Consider the following 18883-nt stretch of genomic DNA (forward strand, 5'->3'; position numbering starts at 1 on the left):
GATATCAGTCTGATCTATCGTCGCAGCAGCAGGCTTGTGTCGCATCACCCCGTGTCACTGATTTCCAACCAGCAAACCATTCCTATTGACGACAGCGACCATATCAGGGTGCCGGTGATATCCTTGACGGCATGAATCCGCCGCCGACGCCCCCGCAGCCAGCCACTGATCCCACACGCTCACGACGGGACCTGCTGATGGCGATGGCAGGCGTGTCGGCCACCGTGGTGCTTGCCGCCCTGGATTCCACCATCATCAGCACCACCCTGCCGCGCGTGGCCGAGGCGCTGAACGGCATGGCGCTCTACGCCTGGGTCGGCACGGGCTATCTGCTGGCCACTGCGGCCTCCATCCTGATCTTCGGCCGGCTGGGCGACATGTTCGGCCGCAAGCCCTTGATGCTGGTGTCGGTGCTGATCATCGCGCTGGGCTCCATCGCATGCGGCCTGGCGCAATCCATGACCCAACTCATCGTGTTCCGCACCCTGCAGGGGGTGGGCGGCGGCATGATGATCGCCACGGCATTCGCCGCGCCGGCGGATCTGTTTCCCGACGCCAAGCAGCGGGTCAGATGGATGGCGCTGGTGTCCGCGGCCTTTGCCATGGCCAGCGGCATCGGCCCGGTGCTGGGCGGGGCGGCCACGCAGGCGTTGGGGTGGCGCGCGGCGTTCTTCATCACGCCGATCGCGGCTGCGGCCGCCTTCTTCCTGTTGGCCCGTTATTTCCCGCGCATCCGGCCCATTCACGACGGCAGCCGCAAGATCGACTGGCTGGGCGCCATCCTGCTCGTGCTGGCCGTGGGCGCGCCGCTGGCCGCGCTGGAGCTTGCTTTCGCCAGCGGCGAACACGCGCACCCGATGCTCGGCCTGACCCTGGCGCTGGTCGGCGCTGCCGCCATTGCCATCCTGATTCCGACCGAACGCCGCGTGAAGTCGCCGATCTTCCCGCTGCGCGTGCTGTCCGGCCGCGACCCGCGCCTCTTGAACGTGGCAGCAATGATGGTGGGCGCGGTGATGTTCATCCTGATCTTCTACAGCCCGCTGCTGTTGCAGCAGGTGCTGGGCTACACGCCCAGCCAGGCGGGCCTGCTGCTGACGCCGCTGGTGGCCGCGATCTCGGTCGGCAGCATCATCAACGGCCGGATGTTCCCCAAGCAGACCGAGCCGCAGCGGCTGATGGTGTTCGGCGGCGGCCTGCTGGCAGCGGGTTCGCTGATGGTGCTGCTGATTTCACCGGGCACGCCGGCGTGGTGGATCCTGTCCGCCTTTTTCGTCAACGGCTGCGCGCTGGGCTTTCTGTTGCCCAACCTGACGCTCTTCATGCAGATGCTGAGCGAGCGGCGCGACGTGGGAGTGGCGTCGGCGCTGGTGCAGACCACGCGCGCCATCGGCAGCGCGCTGGGCACTGCCGTGGTCGGCATTCTGATTTCGCACAGCACGGTGCTTTCCGGCGTGCGGACCGGGCTGATCCTGTGTATCGTCCTGTCCCTGACCTGCGCGCTGCTGGCGCACCGGGTGAAGATGAAGAATCTGGTCACGAACCGGAAATAAGGCGTACGCCCGAGACAAATCATGCGTCAACGCAATCTGATGGATTTGCTGCTTCTGGCCGCCGTCTGGGGCGGCTCCTTTCTGTTCATGCGCGTGGCCGTCAAAGAGTTCGGACCCATCGCACTGATCGAGCTGCGCGTCGGACTTGCCGCCCTGTTCTTGCTGCCGGCCGCGATGTGGCGCGGCAGGCTGCCGATCATCGGACGCCACTGGAAGGCGTTGCTGGTGGTCGGGACCCTCAATGCCGCCGTGCCCTTTCTGCTTTACGCCTATGCCGCACAGTCCCTGGGCGCCGGCTTCCTGTCGGTGGCCAATGCGGTGACGCCCGTGTGGGGCGCCGTGGTGGGGTGGCTGTGGCTCAAGGACAGGCTCCCGAGGATGCGGTCGCTGGGGCTGTTCATCGGCTTGATCGGCATCGTCGTGCTGGTCTGGGACAAGCTGAATTTCCAGGATGGCGGCACAGGCCCCGCCGTCCTAGCGGCCGTGTCGGCGCCGGTCTTCTACGGCATCGCGGCCAACTGGACCAAGCGTTTCCTGACAGGCGTGGATGCGCTGGCAAGCGCCACGGGCAGCATGATCGCCGCGTCGCTCGTGCTGTTGCCGCTGGCCATTCCGGCTTGGCCGGAGACGCCGGCCTCGGCGCCCGCGTGGATCTCCACCATACTGCTGGCGGTGGTCTGCACCGGTGCGGCTTACATCATCTTCTTCCGGCTGATCGCCAATGTGGGCCCCACTGCGGCCGTGAGCGTGACGTTCCTCGTGCCGATATTCGGCGTGGTCTGGGGCGCAACGCTGCTGGATGAAGCCGTGACGCCGTCCATCGCGATTGGCGCGGCCATCATCCTGGTGGGAACGGCGCTGGCGCTGGGGCTTCTCAAACCCCGTACGTGAGCGCCCGCGTTCAGTACTTGTCCGACGTGCCCGTGAACGCCACGCCGATCCGCAGCAACGCATAAGACGCCGCATCGACCCACCGCCGCACGAAACCCCGGCGCTGGTAATCCAGCGGCCGAATAAAGCGTCCGCCTTCGCGGATGGCGGTTTCCAAGCGCTCCTGCAGGTCCCAGGCGAACGGCTGGCTGTCGACCACGACATTGGCCTCGCGCGCCAGCAGCAGGCTGAAGGGGTCGAGGTTCGATGACCCCACCGTCGCCACGTTGTCGATCACCGCGACCTTCGCGTGCAGGTAGCTCGGCATGTACTCGTAGATCTCGATGCCGTCGCGCAGCAGCTTGTCATACAGCGAACGCGTGGCGTGATACTGCATCCGGTATTCGACCTTGCCCTGCAACAGCAGCCGCACGCGCACGCCGCGGGCGGCGGCCTTGGCCAGCGCGCGGCGAAAGCGCACGCCCGGAAAGAAGTAGGCATTGGCGATCAGGATGTCGCGCCGCGCGCGCGAGATGCCGAACAGATAGGCACGCTCGAATGTCCTGCGGAAACGCAGGTTGTCGCGCAGCACCAGCGCGGCGCGCAGCATGCCGCCAGGCGGCGCAGGAACATCGCGCGGCTTGAGCAACTGCAACCGATGCCAGTCGCGCGGATGGCGCCGCAGGCGCGCCCAGTTCAGGCGCACCCACAGGAGATCCTGCGCATGGGCCGCCTGCGTGACGAGCGGGCCTTCGACCTGCACGGCGAAGTCGAAACGCGGACCGGTCAGGCCGTCGGTGGGATCCAGGTCATCGTAGTCGTCGATGACGTTGATGCCGCCGATAAAGGCCATGCGGCCATCGATGATGATGACCTTGCGATGCAGGCGCCGCAGGCGGCTGCGCGATGGCACGAAACGCGCGAACCAGCGCGGCTCGGGCCGGAAGATGCGGCACTGCGCGCCCGCATTGGTCAGCGCAACGCGCACGCGCTCTCCGTGCAACGCGCTGCCAAAGCCATCCAGGACCACGCGTACCTTGACGCCGCGGCGCGCGGCCGCCGACAGGCACTCCAGCACCTTCGTGCCGGTGCGGTCGAGCATGAATATGTAGGTTTCCAGGTGCACGCTGACCGTGGCCGAGTCGATCGCCGCGCACAGCGCGGGAAAGAAGTCGGCGCCGTTCTGGAGCAGACGGATATCGTTGCCCTGCACCCACTCCAGCCTGTCCTGCTCGTCCTTCACGGGAGTTCCAGCTCCGCGAGCAAGGGCGAATGATCGGACAGCTTAGCCCACTCGCGGCCGCGCAGCACCCGGGCGCTGCGCACGGCAAAGCCGCGCTGGTAGATGCGGTCCAGGCGGAACCACGGGAACACGGCGGGAAACGTGCGCGGCGGCGGCGCCAGCAGCCGGGAGCTGCCGTCCATGCCGAGCTGGTTGTTGCGCTCCATGACCGAGACGCCGCTGCTGGGCAAACCGCGCAGGGCGTTGGACAGCCGCTTGACCGAGTCGCGCAGGCGCGGCAGGTCGCCGCCATGGCTGCGCGGGGCATGTGAAAACACTTCGTACAGCCCAAGCTGCTGCACGAACATGGGCGCTAGCCGGTCATTCCAGTCGTTGAAATCGCCGGCGATCAGGATGGGCTCGCCGTCGGGCACCATGCGCTTGATGCGCTCGGTCAGCGCCAGGATCTGGCGGCTGCGGCTGCCGGCAAAGAGGCCCAGATGCACCACAAAGCAATGCACCGCCCGATCGCCCACGTCGATGCGCGCATGCAGCAGCCCGCGTTGCTCGAGGCGATGGTCGGAGATGTCGAGATTTTCGTGGTCGAGGATGGGATAACGCGACAGCAGCGCGTTGCCGTGGTCGGTGGCGTGACGGATGGCGTTGCGGCCATAGGCCACATCCAGCCGCAATGCCGCGGCCAGGGACTCGTGCTGGGCGTCGAGCAGCGACTTCTGCTCGTTGCGGCCCTGGACCTCCTGCAGGAAGACCAGGTCAGGGCGCAGGCCATACAGGCCCAGGCGAAGTTCATTCAGGGAGTCGCGCCGGCCTAGTGCCGAACGGCCCTTGTGTATGTTGTAGCTGACGACTCGGATGAGCGACATGGAAGCAATGGCGCCTTTCAAATCTTGGGAACCACCGGCCGGGTCCCGGTAGGTCCTCTGGCCAGCCGCCGCCGTGTTTGGCGGCGTTAGCCAGATTACTCCATTTCAGCCGGGCATTCCCATCTTTGCGGCATGCGGTCACGCCAGACTGACTGATCAGACACTTGAAACCTGCTCATGATTCGGGCGTGGCGCCCAGTGCGGATCGTGCTTCAAGCAGACCGCCGCGGATCCGGCGCTGCCGGTCCGCCAGCGGCCCCCGTGAAGAAGGCCGCCGGGGGGGGGGGAGCGCCAACGGCGCTCCGGGGCTTTACGCCTTTTCGACGTTGCGCAGGCGGATGTGCAGCTCGCGCAGTTGCTTCTCGTCGACTTCCGACGGCGCTTGCGTCAGGAGGTCCTGGGCGCGCTGCGTCTTCGGGAAGGCGATCACGTCGCGGATCGATTCGGCGCCGGTCATCATCGTGACGATGCGGTCCAGGCCGAAGGCGATGCCGCCGTGCGGAGGCGCGCCGTACTGCAGCGCGTCCAGCAGGTAGCCGAACTTCTCGCGGGCTTCCTCGGCGCCGATCTTGAGCGCGCGGAACACCTTGCTCTGCACTTCCTCGCGGTGGATACGGACCGAGCCGCCGCCGATTTCCCAGCCGTTCAGGACCATGTCGTAGGCCTTGGCGAACGCCTTGCTGGGATCGGATTCCAGGAAGTCTTCGTGGCCGTCCTTGGGGCTGGTGAACGGGTGGTGGGCAGCGGTGTAGCGGCCGTCTTCCTCGTCGTATTCGAACATCGGGAAGTCGACCACCCACAGCGGCTTCCAGCCGGCCGTGAACAGACCCGTCTTCTTGCCGAACTCGCTGTGGCCGATCTTCACGCGCAGCGCGCCGATGGCGTCGTTGACGACCTTCTCGCGGTCCGCGCCAAAGAAGATGATGTCGCCGTCCTGGGCGCCGGTGCGCTTGACCAGTTCGGCCAGGGCAGCGTCGTGCAGGTTCTTGACGATGGGCGATTGCAGGCCGTCGCGGCCCTTGGCCACTTCGTTGACCTTGATGTAGGCCAGGCCCTTGGCGCCGTAGATGCCCACGAACTGGGTGTAGGCGTCGATCTCGCTGCGCGACATTTCGGCGCCACCGGGCACGCGCAGGGCGACCACGCGGCTGCCGGGCGCCGTGGCGGCGGCGGCAAACACCTTGAAGTCCACGTCGCGCATGACGTCGGTGATATCGGTGAACTCGAGCTGCACACGCAGATCGGGCTTGTCCGAGCCGTAGCGGCGCATCGCTTCGGTCCACGGCATGATCGGGAACGGCGACGGCAGGTCGACGCCCTGCACCACCTTGAACACGTGGCGGATCAGGTTTTCGAAGATTTCACGGATTTCGAATTCGTTCAGGAACGAGGTTTCGCAATCGATCTGGGTGAATTCCGGCTGACGGTCGGCGCGCAGGTCTTCGTCGCGGAAGCACTTGGTGATCTGGTAGTAGCGGTCAAAGCCCGAGACCATCAGCATCTGCTTGAAGAGCTGCGGCGATTGCGGCAGCGCGAAGAAGTGGCCGGCGTTGACACGCGAGGGCACCAGGTAGTCGCGCGCGCCTTCCGGCGTGCTCTTGGCCAGCATCGGCGTTTCGATGTCGATGAAGCCCAGCTCGTCCAGGAACTTGCGGGTTTCGATGGACACGCGGTAGCGCAGCATCAGGTTGCGCTGCATCTGCGGACGGCGCAGGTCCAGCACGCGGTGCGTCAGGCGGGTGGTTTCCGACAGGTTGTCGTCGTCCAGCTGGAACGGCGGCGTGACCGACGCGTTCAGGATCTCGACTTCCTTGCAGAGCACTTCGATTTCGCCGGAGGCCAGTTCAGCGTTGGCCGTGCCCGCCGGACGCTCGCGCACCAGGCCGGTGACGCGGACGCAGAATTCATTGCGCAGGCGCTCGGCGGTGGCGAAAGCGGCGTTGTCCGGATCGAACACGATCTGCGCCAGGCCCGCGCGGTCGCGCAGGTCGATGAAGATGACCCCGCCGTGGTCGCGGCGGCGGTTCACCCAGCCGTACAGGGTGACGGTCTGGCCGAGATGGTCACGGCAAACCTGGCCGGTGTAGCAGGTACGCATGCGGGATGACTCCGTTTTGTGCTTGGTGTGTAAGGGTTACGAATCGGCGCGGGGTGCGTCCTGCACGCCCGGCGCCGGAGAGAGCGCAGCCGGCCGGACCACGGGCGTTGCCCCCGGGACCGGGGCGACCACGCCCATGGAAACGATGTACTTCAAGGCCGCGTCCACGCTCATCTGAAGGTCGACGACCTCGGCGCGAGGCACCATCAGGAAAAAGCCGGATGTGGGGTTGGGGGTCGTCGGCACGTACAGGCTGATGTGGTCGCCAGGCAGGCTGGCGGCCACTTCACCGCTGGGCGTGCCGGTGACGAAAGCGATGGTCCAGGCGCCTGCCCGCGGATACTGCACCAGCACCGCGCGGCGAAACGCCTGGCCGTTGGGAGCAAGCACGGTATCGCTGACCTGCTTGACCGAGTTGTAGATGGAACGCACGAGCGGGATGCGGCCCAGCAGGCTTTCCCACTGGTCGACCATGGTGCGGCCGATCAGGTTGGCGGCGAAGACGCCCGTCAGAAGCACCACCACGATCACGAGGGCGAAGCGGAAACCGGGAATGTCCAGTCCGAACAGCGATTCGGACGACAGGAAGCCGGGCACGAACCCTTCAAGGGTGGCGACCAGCAGTCCCAGTACCCACACCGTGATGACCAGGGGAACCCAGATCAGCAGCCCGGTGATGAAGTACTTCTTGATGACGCGCATCCGCATCGCGATGCGCTCTAGGAAGCGGCGCTGCCGGCAGCAGGCGTCGCCGGGGCGGGGGCTGCGGCAGGCGCGGCAGCCGGCGCGGCGGCGGGCGTGGCGCTTTCAGCGGAGGCCGGGGCGGCGCCCGGGTTGCTGCTGTTGGCGCTGCTGCTGTTGCCGCTGCCGTTGTTACGGAAGTCCGTGACATACCAGCCGGAGCCCTTGAGCTGGAATCCAGCCGCGGTCACCTGCTTGGAAAACGTGCTTTGGCCGCATTCGGGGCAAACCGAAAGCGGCGCGTCGGAAATCTTCTGCAAGACGTCTTTGGCATGGCCGCAGGCGCTGCACTTATAGGCGTAGATGGGCATCGAGGGCTCCCAGGCGCAAGCCCGGCATATCAAATTCCGCCTGCTGCCGCGCGCGGGCGCAAGGCTCGGCGGCTGGGCAAGGCCGGAAAAATACGGGAAAGTCTTGAATTTTAGCGGTTTTTCATAAAGCGTCGGTGTCCGCCCCACCCTGCCGGCCGCAAGCCGGCGCCCGGGGCACGGCCTGCCTGGTGCGGGCGGCCTTCCCCTACACGGGAAGCAAGAACATCACGGCGGCCACCAGGGTCGGTCCCAAGGCGCACAGGAACAGGCGCCCGGACGAAATGCTGCCATCCGGGAAATGGTTCTTCAGGATGGCGAAACCGGCCGGATTGGGCGCGTTGGCGATCACCGTCAACCCGCCGCCCGTGACCGCGCCGGCCACCAGCATGTAGCGCCAGGCCTCGCTGGTGCCTTCCACGAGCGACCCCAGATAGGTGAGCGCCGCGTTGTCGGTAATGGCTGTCAGGGCCGTCGCGCCCCAGAACAGGACGAAGGGCTCCAGCCCGCCAAGCAGTCCTTGCAGCCACCACTTCTGCAATCCGCCCAGCACCACGAGACCGGCCAGGAAGAAACCGACCATCAGGCCCTCCTTGATCATCAGGCGGTCCTGGTGCCGCTTGTACGCCTCGGAAAAGCCGATGAACATCATCAAAAGGCCCAGGAAGATGGCCGGATGGTGCGCGGTCAGCACGATGGCGACCAGGAACACCAGGTGCACCAGGATCACGATGGCGGGCACCGGCGCGCGCTTGCCGGCGCCGTCCGGCGCATCGACGCCGCCGCGCGTGCCCACCGCGCCTTCGAGCAGCGCCTTGCGGCAGATGAACGTCAGCAGACCCGCGTTCAGGCAGACTGCCAGCGCCGCGCGCCAGCCGAAGTGCTGCAGCATGAAGGCCGAATCCCAGCCGAACGTGCCCGCCACCATCAGGACGGGCGGCGCGGCGTAGGACGTGAGCACGCCGCCGATGGACACGTTCACGAACAGCACGCCCAGCGTCAGGTACTTGAACCCGGCCCGGCCGCTGCTGCGAAAGTACGCGTCGCGCAGCAGGATGGCGGCCAGCGTCATCGCGGCGGGTTCGGTGATGAACGAGCCGCCCAGCGGCACCAGCGCCATCACCACGAAAAAGGTCGAGAGCTCGCGCGGCATGGGCATCGCCCGCGCCACGATGCGGACCAGCAGCCCCACCAGCTCAAGAATCGGCCGGCTGGCCGCCACCACCATGATGACAAAGACGAACAGCGGCTCCGTAAAGTTGCGCGTGTCCATGTAGTCGATGGCGGCCGACGGCCCGGCCAGCGCGGCCATGGTCACGATCAGCGCGAAGGCCCACACGCCGAAGACGGCCTCGACCTCGGAAAACAGATGCCAGAAGCCCGCGTGCGGCCCGCCCCGATGCGCCAGGCGCGCAAAGAAGGGAACCGAAAAGGTGTGGAGGACCGCCACGGCAAACAGGATGGTGGCGATGACCTCTAGCGTCTGGGGCATTTGCGGCAATTCCTATGACGCCCGGCGGAGGGGTGTTCCGGCGGGCTTGTCGGACAAGCGTCGCAATATAGCCCAGCGGCTGGCCGGTGTAACGCAGGGTCAACACTGATCCCTGCCGCCTTTTCTACGCGATCGGGGCCGGCGGTTCGGCGCCCGCCTGGGCCGCCTTCATCTCCATCAGCAGGCTGTGCAGCATCTCGGTGGACAGGCCGTGCAGCACCAGCCGGTAGCCTGCACGCAGCGTGGACATGGGCACCAGCGGATGGCTGTTGTTGACCAGGATCAGGTGCTGCGGCGCGCCCAGCAGCTTGGCCGCATAGATGCCCACGGTCTCATCGAGCTGCAGCGAATTGGCCGCGCGCCAGAAGTCGTTGTCGGTCAGCAGCAGTTGATACAGCGGCGTGAACAGCTCGATGGCGCTTTGCAGGTCCAGGAAGTTCAGCTTGCCTTGCGGCATGTCCTCCAGCCGGATCGGCGGGTCGCGCAGCATGGAAAAGTCCACGGTCTGCGGCGCGTGCATCTCCACGCCAGCATCCCGCAGCGCCTGGTTCAGCCGGATGACGAAGTTGAAGAGATTCAGGTCGTGCTTGACGAACAGATCGTCCTTCAGGTCGTCGATCGTCATCGGCTCGAGCGGCGTCGTAGTGATCGGCACCGGCGAGTTCGCCGCGATGAACGCCAGCGCCTGCGCCCCCAGATGAAAATGCCGCAGGATCAGCCAGTTGGCCTCGGGCGACACGAACCGCTTCAAGCCCCACGCCAGGATGCGATGCAGCACCCGGGAATGCGACCAGCGTCGCGGCAGGAACGTTTTGACGATCTGGATCAGGATGATGAAGGCCCGCGCAAGCGGCCGCAGGAACGGCAACAGGTATTGGCGCGACGCGCAGCTGGAATCCGTCAGCCAGGCCTTCTTGACCTTGTCCGGCAGCGGCGTGCTGCGGTCCAGGTACAACGCGAGCCAGGGGCTGGGATCCGCCGGATCGTGCTCCCGGGCAAGGAATTCAGGCTCCTTGTTCATGCCGCGTCCGCCTCCATCACGTGATGAAACTGCATCAGGTAAAGCGCCGCCGTGCGGCGCGCGGTGTCGACGATGCGCTGCTCGGCGCGGCCATCCTCGTCGCAATCAAGCGCCAGTTCCACGGCCGACAGCCAGCGCGCCAGATGGTGTTCATCGTTGTGACCGTGGTATTCCAGGAAGCGGAAGGCGTCGGGCGGCAGCTTCAGACTGGCCTTGAGCAGCGGCAGCAGCGCCGGCACGATGCGCTGCCCCGTGCCTTCGATGATGTAAATGGCGCCCAAAAGGCCGATCGGATCGCGCGTGGCGGCCAGGCTGTGCAGGTAGGCATTGAGCGCCTCGCCGCCGGGATTGCGGCGCAGGGCGTCGATGCTGTCCACCGTGCCGCCCGCGGTGCGGTAGTCGTCGAACAAGATCTGGAAGTCGTTCTGCTCTTCGCCCGCGTGCATGTCGATCAGCGCGGCCAGCGGCGCGTATTGCTCGGTCAGCGACGCAGCGCCTTCGCGCATCCACTTGCTGCCTTCGCGCACCTGCGGAATCCAGTTCTCCATCCACGTCAGGTAATCCGTGGTCTGGAATTGGCGGTTGCGCAGGCGGCGGACCACCGGCGTGCGCCACACGCGCGAGCGGTAGTCGTGCCAGATCGCCGCGAGTTCGGTCAGAAGCTGGCCCAGGCCTTGCGGCGCCATGTCGGGATCGTGCGGCGGCGCGATAGCGTCGGCGTCGGCGGACGCCGCGTCTTCGCGCGCAGCGGCGCCCGGCATAGCGACGCCAGGAGTAACGACGCCCGGCGTAGCGACGCCCGACACGCCTGCGGCCACCGCCGGCTGGGCGTGCACCGCTTCGGCTTCCAGCAGCATGTAGGCCGCCATGAAGCGCCCGGACTCGGGGATGTAGCAGAAGATCTGCTCGCCCGGCTTGACCTCGCGGGTTTCCAGGAACTCGGCCAGCATGATCATGATGGAGGCGGCGCCCGTGTTGCCGCGCCATGCCAGGTTGCTGAACCAGCGCTCGCGCGGGATCACCAGGCCAGCCTTCTCCATCAGGTCTTCCACGACCGGAATGAATTTTTCCGATGAGTAATGGCACAGGAAGTGATCGACCTGGTCCGGATCCACCCAGCCGTCGCGCACCAGCTTGGCGTACTCGTGGATGCCGATGTCGAACAGATGCGGCAACAGGCGGATGTCCTGGCGCAGCGACAACGCGCCATCGGCCTCGGCCTCGTTCCAGGACGGGTAGTCCAGATGCCCCTTGCTCCGGTCGGCCGACAGCCCCAACTGCATGCACACCGGATAGTCGCCGGAGAACGAGCGCTGATGCACCCACTTCAAGCGCAGGCGCACGCCCTGCGACGCGCCGGGCAGCGGCCGCTGGCCATTGCCCAGCAGCACCGCGCCGGCGCCGTCCGACAGCATCCAGCGCAGGAAGTGCGCGTCGAAGTCGGCGTCGTAACCGCGCGCGGCAAAGCGCGAGCGCTTGAACAGGCGCGACGGCAGTTCGCTGGCCACGGCCAGCGCGCTGGCATGCGCGCCCAACTCCACGCCTTGCGCGGCCGCCTGGATCGCCGACACGCCCGCGGCGCAGATGCCATGCACCGACAACGTCTCCATTGGCGGCGCGGCCAGCTCGCCCTGGATCATGTTGGAAAAGCCCGGCATCAGCGCATCGCCTCCGGACGAACCGCTGGCCAGCATCGACACGGCCGACAGGTCGGTGTCATGGCGCCGCAGGCAATCGCGAATTGCGTTGGCTGCAAGCTGCGCATTCGAGAACACGGTCGCGCCATCCCGATCGATCGCGTAGTAGCGCTGCTTGATGCCGTTCTCGGCCAGAATGCGGCTCTTGATCCGGCTGGACATGCGGTTCAGCGGCGCGATGTAGTCGTCCATGGCTTCGTTGGACACGGGCTCGCCCGGCATGAAATAGCCGGCGCTCTCCAGGTAGACACGATGAAACGCAATGGGCATGACGGATCTCTGGTTGGGAAATGGGGTGTACGGCGCTAGCGGACGTGCTCGGGCGCCATGCAGGAACGGCTGCGAAAACGCGGCACGAAAGCGCCCAGCACGAAGGTGCGGAACATATAGGGCAAGAGGCCGCGCTCGTTCAATTCGGCGCGCACGCGGCTGCGGTAGTAATCACGATGCAGGCCGGTCAGTTCGGACCAGTGCGCGCGCGGATGCTCGTGGTGCGCGGTGTGCAGGCCGATGTTGAACAGCAGCGGATTGACCAGCCCCTCGAAATTGCGCGCGTAGTTCAGGCCCGCAACGTGCCGCGGTCCGCCGTCCGCATGCGCGTGCTGCAGATAATTGGTGGCCAGCAGCCAATGCAGGCCGTGCAGCTGCGGCACGATCACGAACACCAGCGCCTTGACCGGGTTCACCGCGATCAGCCCGGCCCACAGGCCCAGCCAAGCGCCGTACTGCGCCATGCAATAGCGAAAGGCGCCCGGCCAGTGTCTGCGCAGCCGGCCCAGCCACGCGAAAAACAGGGGATACAGCACCCAGGCCGCTTGCACGGGATGGATGACGTAGCCCCACAAATGGTTGGTGTCGCCGCCAAACCGGTACGTGCGCGCCACATCGCGCTCGCCATGCTTGTAGCGGTGATGATTGGCCACATGGGCCGGATAGAACACGAACGTCGGATGGCCCTGCAGCAGCGTGATCCAGAAGTCGGTGATGCGGTTGGCCCAGCGGCCGCGCCACATCCGGATGTGCGTGTGGTTGTGATGGATGACGCCGATGCCCAGGGTCAGAAACAGCATCAGCGCATAGGCCGGCCACCAGAATCCGTTGAACCACTGCCAGGCCGCCAGCAGGGGCAGCGCAGCCAGATAGGTCAGGCTCTGCCAATCCCGCCGGTTGCGCAGCGTGGGCAGCGCACGCCGCGGGCCGCTCTGGTCATTCGGGCCGATCCTTGCCGCCACTATGCGGAGCCTCGCAGGCCGGCGCCGGACTCGCGCTGCCGATAGACTTCCAGCTGTCGCTCGGCGGCTTCCGCCCCCAGCCGCGTGCGGAACAGGCGATCCATGAAGGTGAACTGGAAGCCGTAGTTGCCGTTGTAGCAGGCGTGGTGCAGATGGTGCCGGCGGCTGGCGGCGAACCAGTGCGCGTACGAGACCTTGGGAAAGAAATCGTAGTTGGCGTGACCGATGCAATTGAAGAACAGGCTAAAGAGCGGCACCGACAACAACGACCAGAAGCTGAAATCGTGCACCACCATGGGCAGCAGGATCACGTTGCCCAACATCAGCGCCTCGATGGGATGAAAGCTGTACGTCGAGAACGGCGTCGTCACGACCGAGCGATGATGCGGCAGGTGAAAGCGGCGCAGAAGCCGCGTGTGCAGCAGCCGGTGGTTGATCCAGAAATGCACGTCGTTCCAGGCCACCAGCGCCAAAATTTCCAGCACGATCTGCTGCCAGCTCGCGTCCGGGTCCAGACGCGCCCACCCTAATTGCAGAAGGCCCCACGGAAAGATCATGCCGGTGCCGAACAACAGGATCGACAGCCCTGACTGTGCCAGCTCGCGGCGCAACTGGCCCGGCGCAAGCGGCCGTGGATCGAGCGGCCGGCCCAGCCCCAGGGCCGGCAGGATGTGCCGGGTCAGCAACCAGGTGGCCGCGCCAAAGACCAGGTAGATGCTGCCGAAGAAGAGCAGCCCCGCCAGCATGACCTGCCAGGCGGACAAGGCTTCAAAAGCTTGGCCCATGAAGGTTTTATTCACCCTGAAGAATGGCCGCATCATAAGCAATCCGTCAGCTTCCCGGTAGGCGATTTATTACCAATTGAATCCGGACGCCACAAAGCGCTCACGCCGCGCGCAGGGTGACGCCTTGCGCCGGAAACTGGCGGTCCAGCGCGTCCACGGCGGCGCCCAAGCGCGCCGCGAGGGCTTCACTGGCCGGCAGCATGGGCAGGCGCAGTTCGTTCGACAGCAGCCCCTGCCGCGCAAGCTCCGCCTTCAGCGGACCGGGATTGGGCTCGCCGAACACCAGTTGGATCACCGGCGCCAGCGCATGGAACAGCGAACGGGCTTCGTCCAGCCGCTGCGCCCGCACCGCGCGGTGCATCGCCACGAAGAGATCGGGGCGCACGTGCGCGGCCGCGGCGATCATGCCGGTGGCGCCCAGGCACATCGCGGACAGCGATTGCAGATCTTCGCCGGCCAGGACATTCATCTGCCCATCGCTGATCAGCGCCACCGTCTTGTCCAGCGAGCCGCCGCAATCCTTGATGGCGGAGATGTTGGGATGCGCGGCCAGCGCCAGCAGCGTGGGCGTCTCCAGCGTGGTGCCGGTCCGGTACGGAATGTCGTAGAGCACCAGCGGAAAGCGCGAGGCATCGGCCAGGCAGCGAAAGTACGCGGCGGCCCCTTCCTGGCCCGCCCGCACGTAGTACGGCGCGGGCGCCAGGATGCCGGCCAGGGGACGCGTGCCAAACGCCGTCAGCCGATGCAGCACGTGCCCCTGATGATTGCCCGCCAGCCCCATCACGATGGGCAGGTCGCCCGCCTCGGTCAGCACCGTATCCAGCACGGCAAGCTGTTCGGCATCGTCCAGCGCCGCGGCCTCGCCCGTGCTGCCGCACACGACCAGCCCGTCCACACCTGCGGCCACGTAGTGGCGCACCAGGCGGCGCAGCGCCCCGCCGTCGACATGGCCGCCGGAAAACGGTGTGACCAGCGGCACCCAAACGCCCTGGAACAGAGATTGTTGAGATTGCATGAGAACACTCCTTCGTATGGACCGTTGGGGGACCGTACAGAAGTGCTCGGGAGGTCAGGGGGTGCGCGCGGAGGCGCCAAAGCGCCGCCAGGAGGCCGCTGTTCCGTCGCCCATCTGACGGAACAGCATGCTCCGGTCAGATGAGCGGCTGTTTTTTGGATTTCAGGCCGGCGGCAGCCAGCACCACGCCAAGGGCGCGGAGGTGGCTAGCAGTCTGGTGGGCCTGATGAATCATGGATGAGCGGGACGCGATATGCGGCGGATGCAGAAATCTACCGGGCGGGCGCGGCGGTGTCAACGCGGCGGCAAGGCGGACGCGGGCTGGCGTTCAGCCCAAGGTCGCCAGGAACACCGCGCACAGCGCTTCCATGCCCTTGCGGTCGTCTTCGTCGAACCGGTCCGGCACGGGGCTGTCCACGTCCCACACGCCGATCAGTTCGCCCTTGTGCACCAGCGGCACCACGATTTCGGATCGCGAGGCCGCGTCGCAGGCGATGTGGCCGGGAAAGGCATGCACGTCCGGCACAAGCTGCGTCTGACGCTGGCTGGCGGCCGCGCCGCACACGCCGCGATTGAGCGGAATGCGCACGCACGCGGGCTTGCCCTGGAACGGGCCCAGGACCAGTTCCGTGCCGTCGAAGAAATAAAAGCCCACCCAATTCAGGTCGGGCAGTGCCTGGAACGCCAGCGCGCTCAGGTTGGCGGCGTTGGCGATGCGGTCGGGTTCGCCTTCCAGCAGCGCGCGCGCCTGCATGGTCAGTTCGGCATACAGGGCGGCCTTGGAATCGGCGACGATGGGAGCGGCTTCGAACATGAAAATGTAACTGTACTGGCGGTTATCGATGCAGGTGATTTTAGGGGTTCCACCCGATAAAAGGGCCGGGCTGTTACCGTGTGGGACAATACTTTGTTGTCAAACGCATCAACCGACCCACCCTTCTTGATCAAGAAGCACTCCATGGACAAGCCCCTCGAACCTGCGTTTTCCTTTTCGGAACGCGCCCTGCAACTCACCAGCTCCGCCATCCGCGAGATTCTCAAGGTAACCGAGCGCCCCGAAGTCATTTCGTTCGCAGGCGGCCTGCCCGCGCCCGGCGGCTTCCCGGTAGAAGTGGTGCGTGCGGCATTCGACAAGGTCCTGTCCACCAACGGCCGCGCGGCCCTCCAATACGGTCCCACCGAGGGCTACGCACCGCTGCGCAAGTGGGTCGCCGATGACCTGACCGCCTCCGGCGCCGACATCGCCCCCGACCAGGTCCTGATCGTCTCCGGCTCGCAGCAGGCGCTGGACCTGCTGGGCAAGGTGCTGATCGACAAGGACAGCAAGGTGCTGGTCGAAGACCCCAGCTACCTGGGCGCGCTGCAATCGTTTAGCCTGTACCAGCCGAACTTCGTGCCGGTGCCCACCGACGAAGGCGGCCTGATCCCCGAAGCCATCACGCCCGAACTGGCTGACGGCGCCCGCTTCCTGTACGCCCTGCCCAACTTCCAGAACCCGACCGGCCGCACGCTCAACCTGGAGCGCCGCATCGCGCTGGTCAAGCGCGCCGCCGAACTGGGCCTGACCATCGTCGAGGACGATCCCTACGGCGAACTGCGCTACGCCGGCGAGCCGCAGCCCGGCCTGATCGCGCTGGCCAAGGAATACGGCGCGAACGTCGTGCGTCTGGGCACGTTCTCGAAGGTGCTGGCCCCGGGCCTGCGCCTGGGCTACATCGCCGGCGGCCGCGCGCTCATCAACAAGCTGGTGCAGGCCAAGCAAGCCACGGACCTGCACACGCCCACGCTGACCCAGATGGCCGTGTACGAGATCGTCAAGGACGGCTTCCTGGCCGAGCACCTGCCGAACGTGCGCGAGATCTACCGCGCCCAGGGCAGCTGCATGCTGGATGCCATCCAGAAGGAATTCCCGTCCACCGTCACCTGGACCAAGCCGGAAGGCGGCATGTTTATCTGGCTGACGCTGCCCGAGCACATCGACAGCACCAAGCTGCTCGAAAAGGCCATCGCGCAGAACGTGGCCTTCGTGCCCGGCGCGCCGTTCTACAGCGGCGAAGGCAAGCGCAACACGCTGCGCCTCAGTTTCGCCACCGTGCCGGAAGACAAGATCCGCACCGGCATCGCCATCCTGGGCAAGCTGCTGAAGGCGGAATGATAACGTCCGCCGTCGTCCCTTGAAGGGGCGGCGCGGATGCCTTGATGACCGATCGGCCGGGCGCGATGCCCGGCCGTTGTTTTATGCTGTCGGCTTTCCCGACCACTTGTGACCGTGACAGTGAGCGCTTCGCAACAATCCCCCGCCGATCTCAGTGACATCGTCTTCACCGACTGGGTCGAACGCTGGCTGCCGAAGTCGTGGCGGCCCTACGCGCGGCTGTGCCGCCTGGATCGCCCCATCGGCACCTGGCTGACCCTGCTGCCGGCCATTGCCGCGCTGGTCCAGGCCGCGGGCGGCCTGCCTGACCTGCAACGCCTTATCGTCTTCTCGCTGGGCGCCCTGCTGATGCGCGGCATCGGCTGCACCGTCAACGACATGTGCGACCGCGACTTCGACAAGCACGTCGAGCGCACGCGCTTCCGTCCGCTGACCAGCGGCCAGTTGTCGATGAAGAACGCCGTGTGGTTCCTGCTGGGCCAGTTGCTGGTGTGCGGGTCGCTGCTGTTCTTTCTGAACGACATGAGCCGCTGGCTGGCCGTGGCCGTGCTGCCCTTCGTCTTCATCTATCCGTTGTGCAAGCGCGTCACTTACTGGCCGCAGGTCGTGCTGGGCATCTGCTTCAACTGGGGCATGCTGATGGCCTGGTCGGACACGCAGAACCACGTGCCGCTCGCCGCCATCGCCATGTGGCTGGGCGCGGTGCTGTGGCAGGTGGGCTACGACAGCATCTATGCCTACGTCGACGTGCGCGACGACCGCAGCGTCGGCCTGCACTCGACCGCGATGCGCTTCGGCGACCAGGGCAAGCTCTGGATTGGCGGGTTCTACGCAGGCACCGTGCTGCTGTGGGCCTGGGGCGGTTATGCCATCGGCCTGTCGTGGGCCTATCAGGTCGGCATGGTCGCCGTGGCCGCGCATCTGGCTTGGCAGTTGAAGGTGTTCGACATCCAGCATCCCCACCGCAATTTCATGCTGTTCCGCGCCAACCTGTGGCTGGGCGCATTGCTGGTTGCCGCGGCATTGGCGGGCACGTTGATCCGCTGATGCGGCGCGGTTGAAGCGGCGCGGAAGCGCGACATGGCGACGTCTGCGCGTCCCGCGCTTTCGAGCCGCGCTTTTGGGCCGCACCTTTGGGCCGCACCTTTGGGCCGCACTTCCGGGCGGCACTTTCGAGCGGTATTTTCGGGCGGTACTTTCAGGCCGTGCATTTGCGGGATTGACGGCCTCAGGCGATTATGGGCCTTCCGCCCCACGTCACGGAGTCACCGCATGCCTGCAATGATCAAATCCCTGACCACCGCCGCCGCCGTGTGCGCCCTCTTCGCCACGCTGCCCGCACAAGCCGCCACCGATTGCGCGCCGCTGCGCGGTTGCGCGGCCAAGTTCTGCCACATCGAAAACGACATCGCCGCCGCGCAGGCGCAGAACAACTCGCGCCGCGAGGCGGGCCTGCGCAAGGCGTTGTCCGAAGCCAAGGCAAGCTGCACCGACAGCCGCCTGCAATCGCAGCGCGAGGCCGACGTGCGCGAAAAGCAATCCAAAGTGGCCGAACGCCAGCAAGAGCTGACAGAGGCGAAAGCCAAGGGCAAGCAGGACAAGATCGACAAGGCCCAACGCAAGCTTGAAGAAGCGCAGGCCGAATACAACGACGCGTTGGCCGACCTGAACCGCTGACCTGACGTGGCCGCGAGCCAGGGCGTCGCGCGCGCTGGCCGCCGCTTATCTCCCACTCTCCTGCGGCCGCCCCCTCGCCGCGCCCCTCCGATGTCCGCCTCTGCCTGCCCCGAGCCGGCCGCGCGCCCACTCCTCC

17 protein-coding genes are annotated in these 18883 nt (G+C 66.3%); 5 read left to right on the forward strand and 12 right to left on the reverse strand.

Features of this window, described 5'->3' with window-relative positions:
• Window positions 1–197 precede the first annotated feature (197 nt).
• Both HV681_RS20290 and HV681_RS20295 read left to right on the forward strand, forming a co-directional pair.
• Window positions 198–1550, forward strand: coding sequence for an MFS transporter (locus HV681_RS20290; RefSeq protein ID WP_175124736.1), 1353 nt, complete (start codon window positions 198–200; stop codon window positions 1548–1550).
• A gap of 21 nt (window positions 1551–1571) precedes the next feature.
• On the forward strand, window positions 1572–2441 hold the full coding sequence (locus HV681_RS20295; RefSeq protein WP_175124737.1) for a DMT family transporter: 870 nt from the start codon (window positions 1572–1574) through the stop codon (window positions 2439–2441).
• Between the two features lie 10 nt (window positions 2442–2451).
• Here the strand turns inward: HV681_RS20295 and clsB are convergent, their stop codons facing one another.
• The 12 genes from clsB to HV681_RS20355 all read right to left on the reverse strand — a co-directional run bounded on the left by clsB (window position 2452) and on the right by HV681_RS20355 (window position 15729).
• Window positions 2452–3663 (reverse strand): cardiolipin synthase ClsB, encoded by a 1212-nt coding sequence (gene clsB / locus HV681_RS20300; RefSeq protein ID WP_175124738.1) that lies wholly within the window; start codon window positions 3661–3663, stop codon window positions 2452–2454.
• Complete coding sequence (locus HV681_RS20305; protein ID WP_175124739.1) at window positions 3660–4526, reverse strand: endonuclease/exonuclease/phosphatase family protein; 867 nt, start codon at window positions 4524–4526, stop codon at window positions 3660–3662. The genes clsB and HV681_RS20305 overlap by 4 nt, the downstream gene beginning before the upstream one ends.
• Window positions 4527–4836: 310 nt before the next feature.
• A complete protein-coding gene (aspS, locus tag HV681_RS20310; protein WP_175124740.1) occupies window positions 4837–6624 on the reverse strand; it encodes an aspartate--tRNA ligase in 1788 nt (595 codons plus the stop codon).
• A gap of 36 nt (window positions 6625–6660) precedes the next feature.
• Window positions 6661–7326, reverse strand: a complete 666-nt coding sequence (locus tag HV681_RS20315) for a DUF502 domain-containing protein (protein WP_370632979.1) — start codon at window positions 7324–7326, stop codon at window positions 6661–6663.
• Between the two features lie 17 nt (window positions 7327–7343).
• A complete protein-coding gene (locus HV681_RS20320) occupies window positions 7344–7676 on the reverse strand; it encodes an FmdB family zinc ribbon protein (protein ID WP_175124742.1) in 333 nt (110 codons plus the stop codon).
• A 205-nt stretch (window positions 7677–7881) separates the two neighbouring features.
• Window positions 7882–9165, reverse strand: a complete 1284-nt coding sequence (locus tag HV681_RS20325) for a putative Na+/H+ antiporter (protein ID WP_175124743.1) — start codon at window positions 9163–9165, stop codon at window positions 7882–7884.
• A 124-nt stretch (window positions 9166–9289) separates the two neighbouring features.
• Window positions 9290–10186 (reverse strand): DUF6999 family protein, encoded by an 897-nt coding sequence (locus HV681_RS20330; RefSeq protein ID WP_175124744.1) that lies wholly within the window; start codon window positions 10184–10186, stop codon window positions 9290–9292.
• A complete protein-coding gene (locus HV681_RS20335) occupies window positions 10183–12153 on the reverse strand; it encodes an iron-containing redox enzyme family protein (protein ID WP_175124745.1) in 1971 nt (656 codons plus the stop codon). Before HV681_RS20335 ends, HV681_RS20330 begins: the two co-directional genes overlap by 4 nt.
• 35 nt (window positions 12154–12188) lie before the next feature.
• Window positions 12189–13115 (reverse strand): fatty acid desaturase, encoded by a 927-nt coding sequence (locus HV681_RS20340; RefSeq protein ID WP_254595027.1) that lies wholly within the window; start codon window positions 13113–13115, stop codon window positions 12189–12191.
• Window positions 13115–13900, reverse strand: a complete 786-nt coding sequence (locus HV681_RS20345; protein WP_175124746.1) for a sterol desaturase family protein — start codon at window positions 13898–13900, stop codon at window positions 13115–13117. Before HV681_RS20345 ends, HV681_RS20340 begins: the two co-directional genes overlap by 1 nt.
• Before the next feature lie 100 nt (window positions 13901–14000).
• Window positions 14001–14915 carry a 4-hydroxy-tetrahydrodipicolinate synthase gene (gene dapA, locus HV681_RS20350; protein ID WP_175124747.1) on the reverse strand — a complete coding sequence of 305 codons (915 nt, stop codon included), beginning with the start codon at window positions 14913–14915 and terminating at the stop codon, window positions 14001–14003.
• A gap of 328 nt (window positions 14916–15243) precedes the next feature.
• The gene (locus HV681_RS20355) at window positions 15244–15729 is read right to left on the reverse strand and encodes a GAF domain-containing protein (protein ID WP_175124748.1); all 486 of its coding nucleotides are present in this window, start codon (window positions 15727–15729) and stop codon (window positions 15244–15246) included.
• 144 nt (window positions 15730–15873) lie between these two features.
• Between HV681_RS20355 and HV681_RS20360 the strand changes: the two genes are divergently transcribed.
• From HV681_RS20360 to HV681_RS20370, 3 genes are all read left to right on the forward strand, one after another.
• Window positions 15874–17070, forward strand: coding sequence for an aminotransferase-like domain-containing protein (locus HV681_RS20360; RefSeq protein WP_175124749.1), 1197 nt, complete (start codon window positions 15874–15876; stop codon window positions 17068–17070).
• Between the two features lie 120 nt (window positions 17071–17190).
• Window positions 17191–18117 carry a 4-hydroxybenzoate octaprenyltransferase gene (gene ubiA, locus HV681_RS20365; RefSeq protein WP_175124750.1) on the forward strand — a complete coding sequence of 309 codons (927 nt, stop codon included), beginning with the start codon at window positions 17191–17193 and terminating at the stop codon, window positions 18115–18117.
• A 225-nt stretch (window positions 18118–18342) separates the two neighbouring features.
• Complete coding sequence (locus HV681_RS20370; RefSeq protein WP_175124751.1) at window positions 18343–18747, forward strand: DUF1090 domain-containing protein; 405 nt, start codon at window positions 18343–18345, stop codon at window positions 18745–18747.
• Window positions 18748–18883: the final 136 nt, after the last annotated feature.

The sequence above is a fragment of the Achromobacter animicus genome (assembly GCF_902859585.1).
Classification (GTDB): domain Bacteria; phylum Pseudomonadota; class Gammaproteobacteria; order Burkholderiales; family Burkholderiaceae_B; genus Achromobacter; species Achromobacter animicus.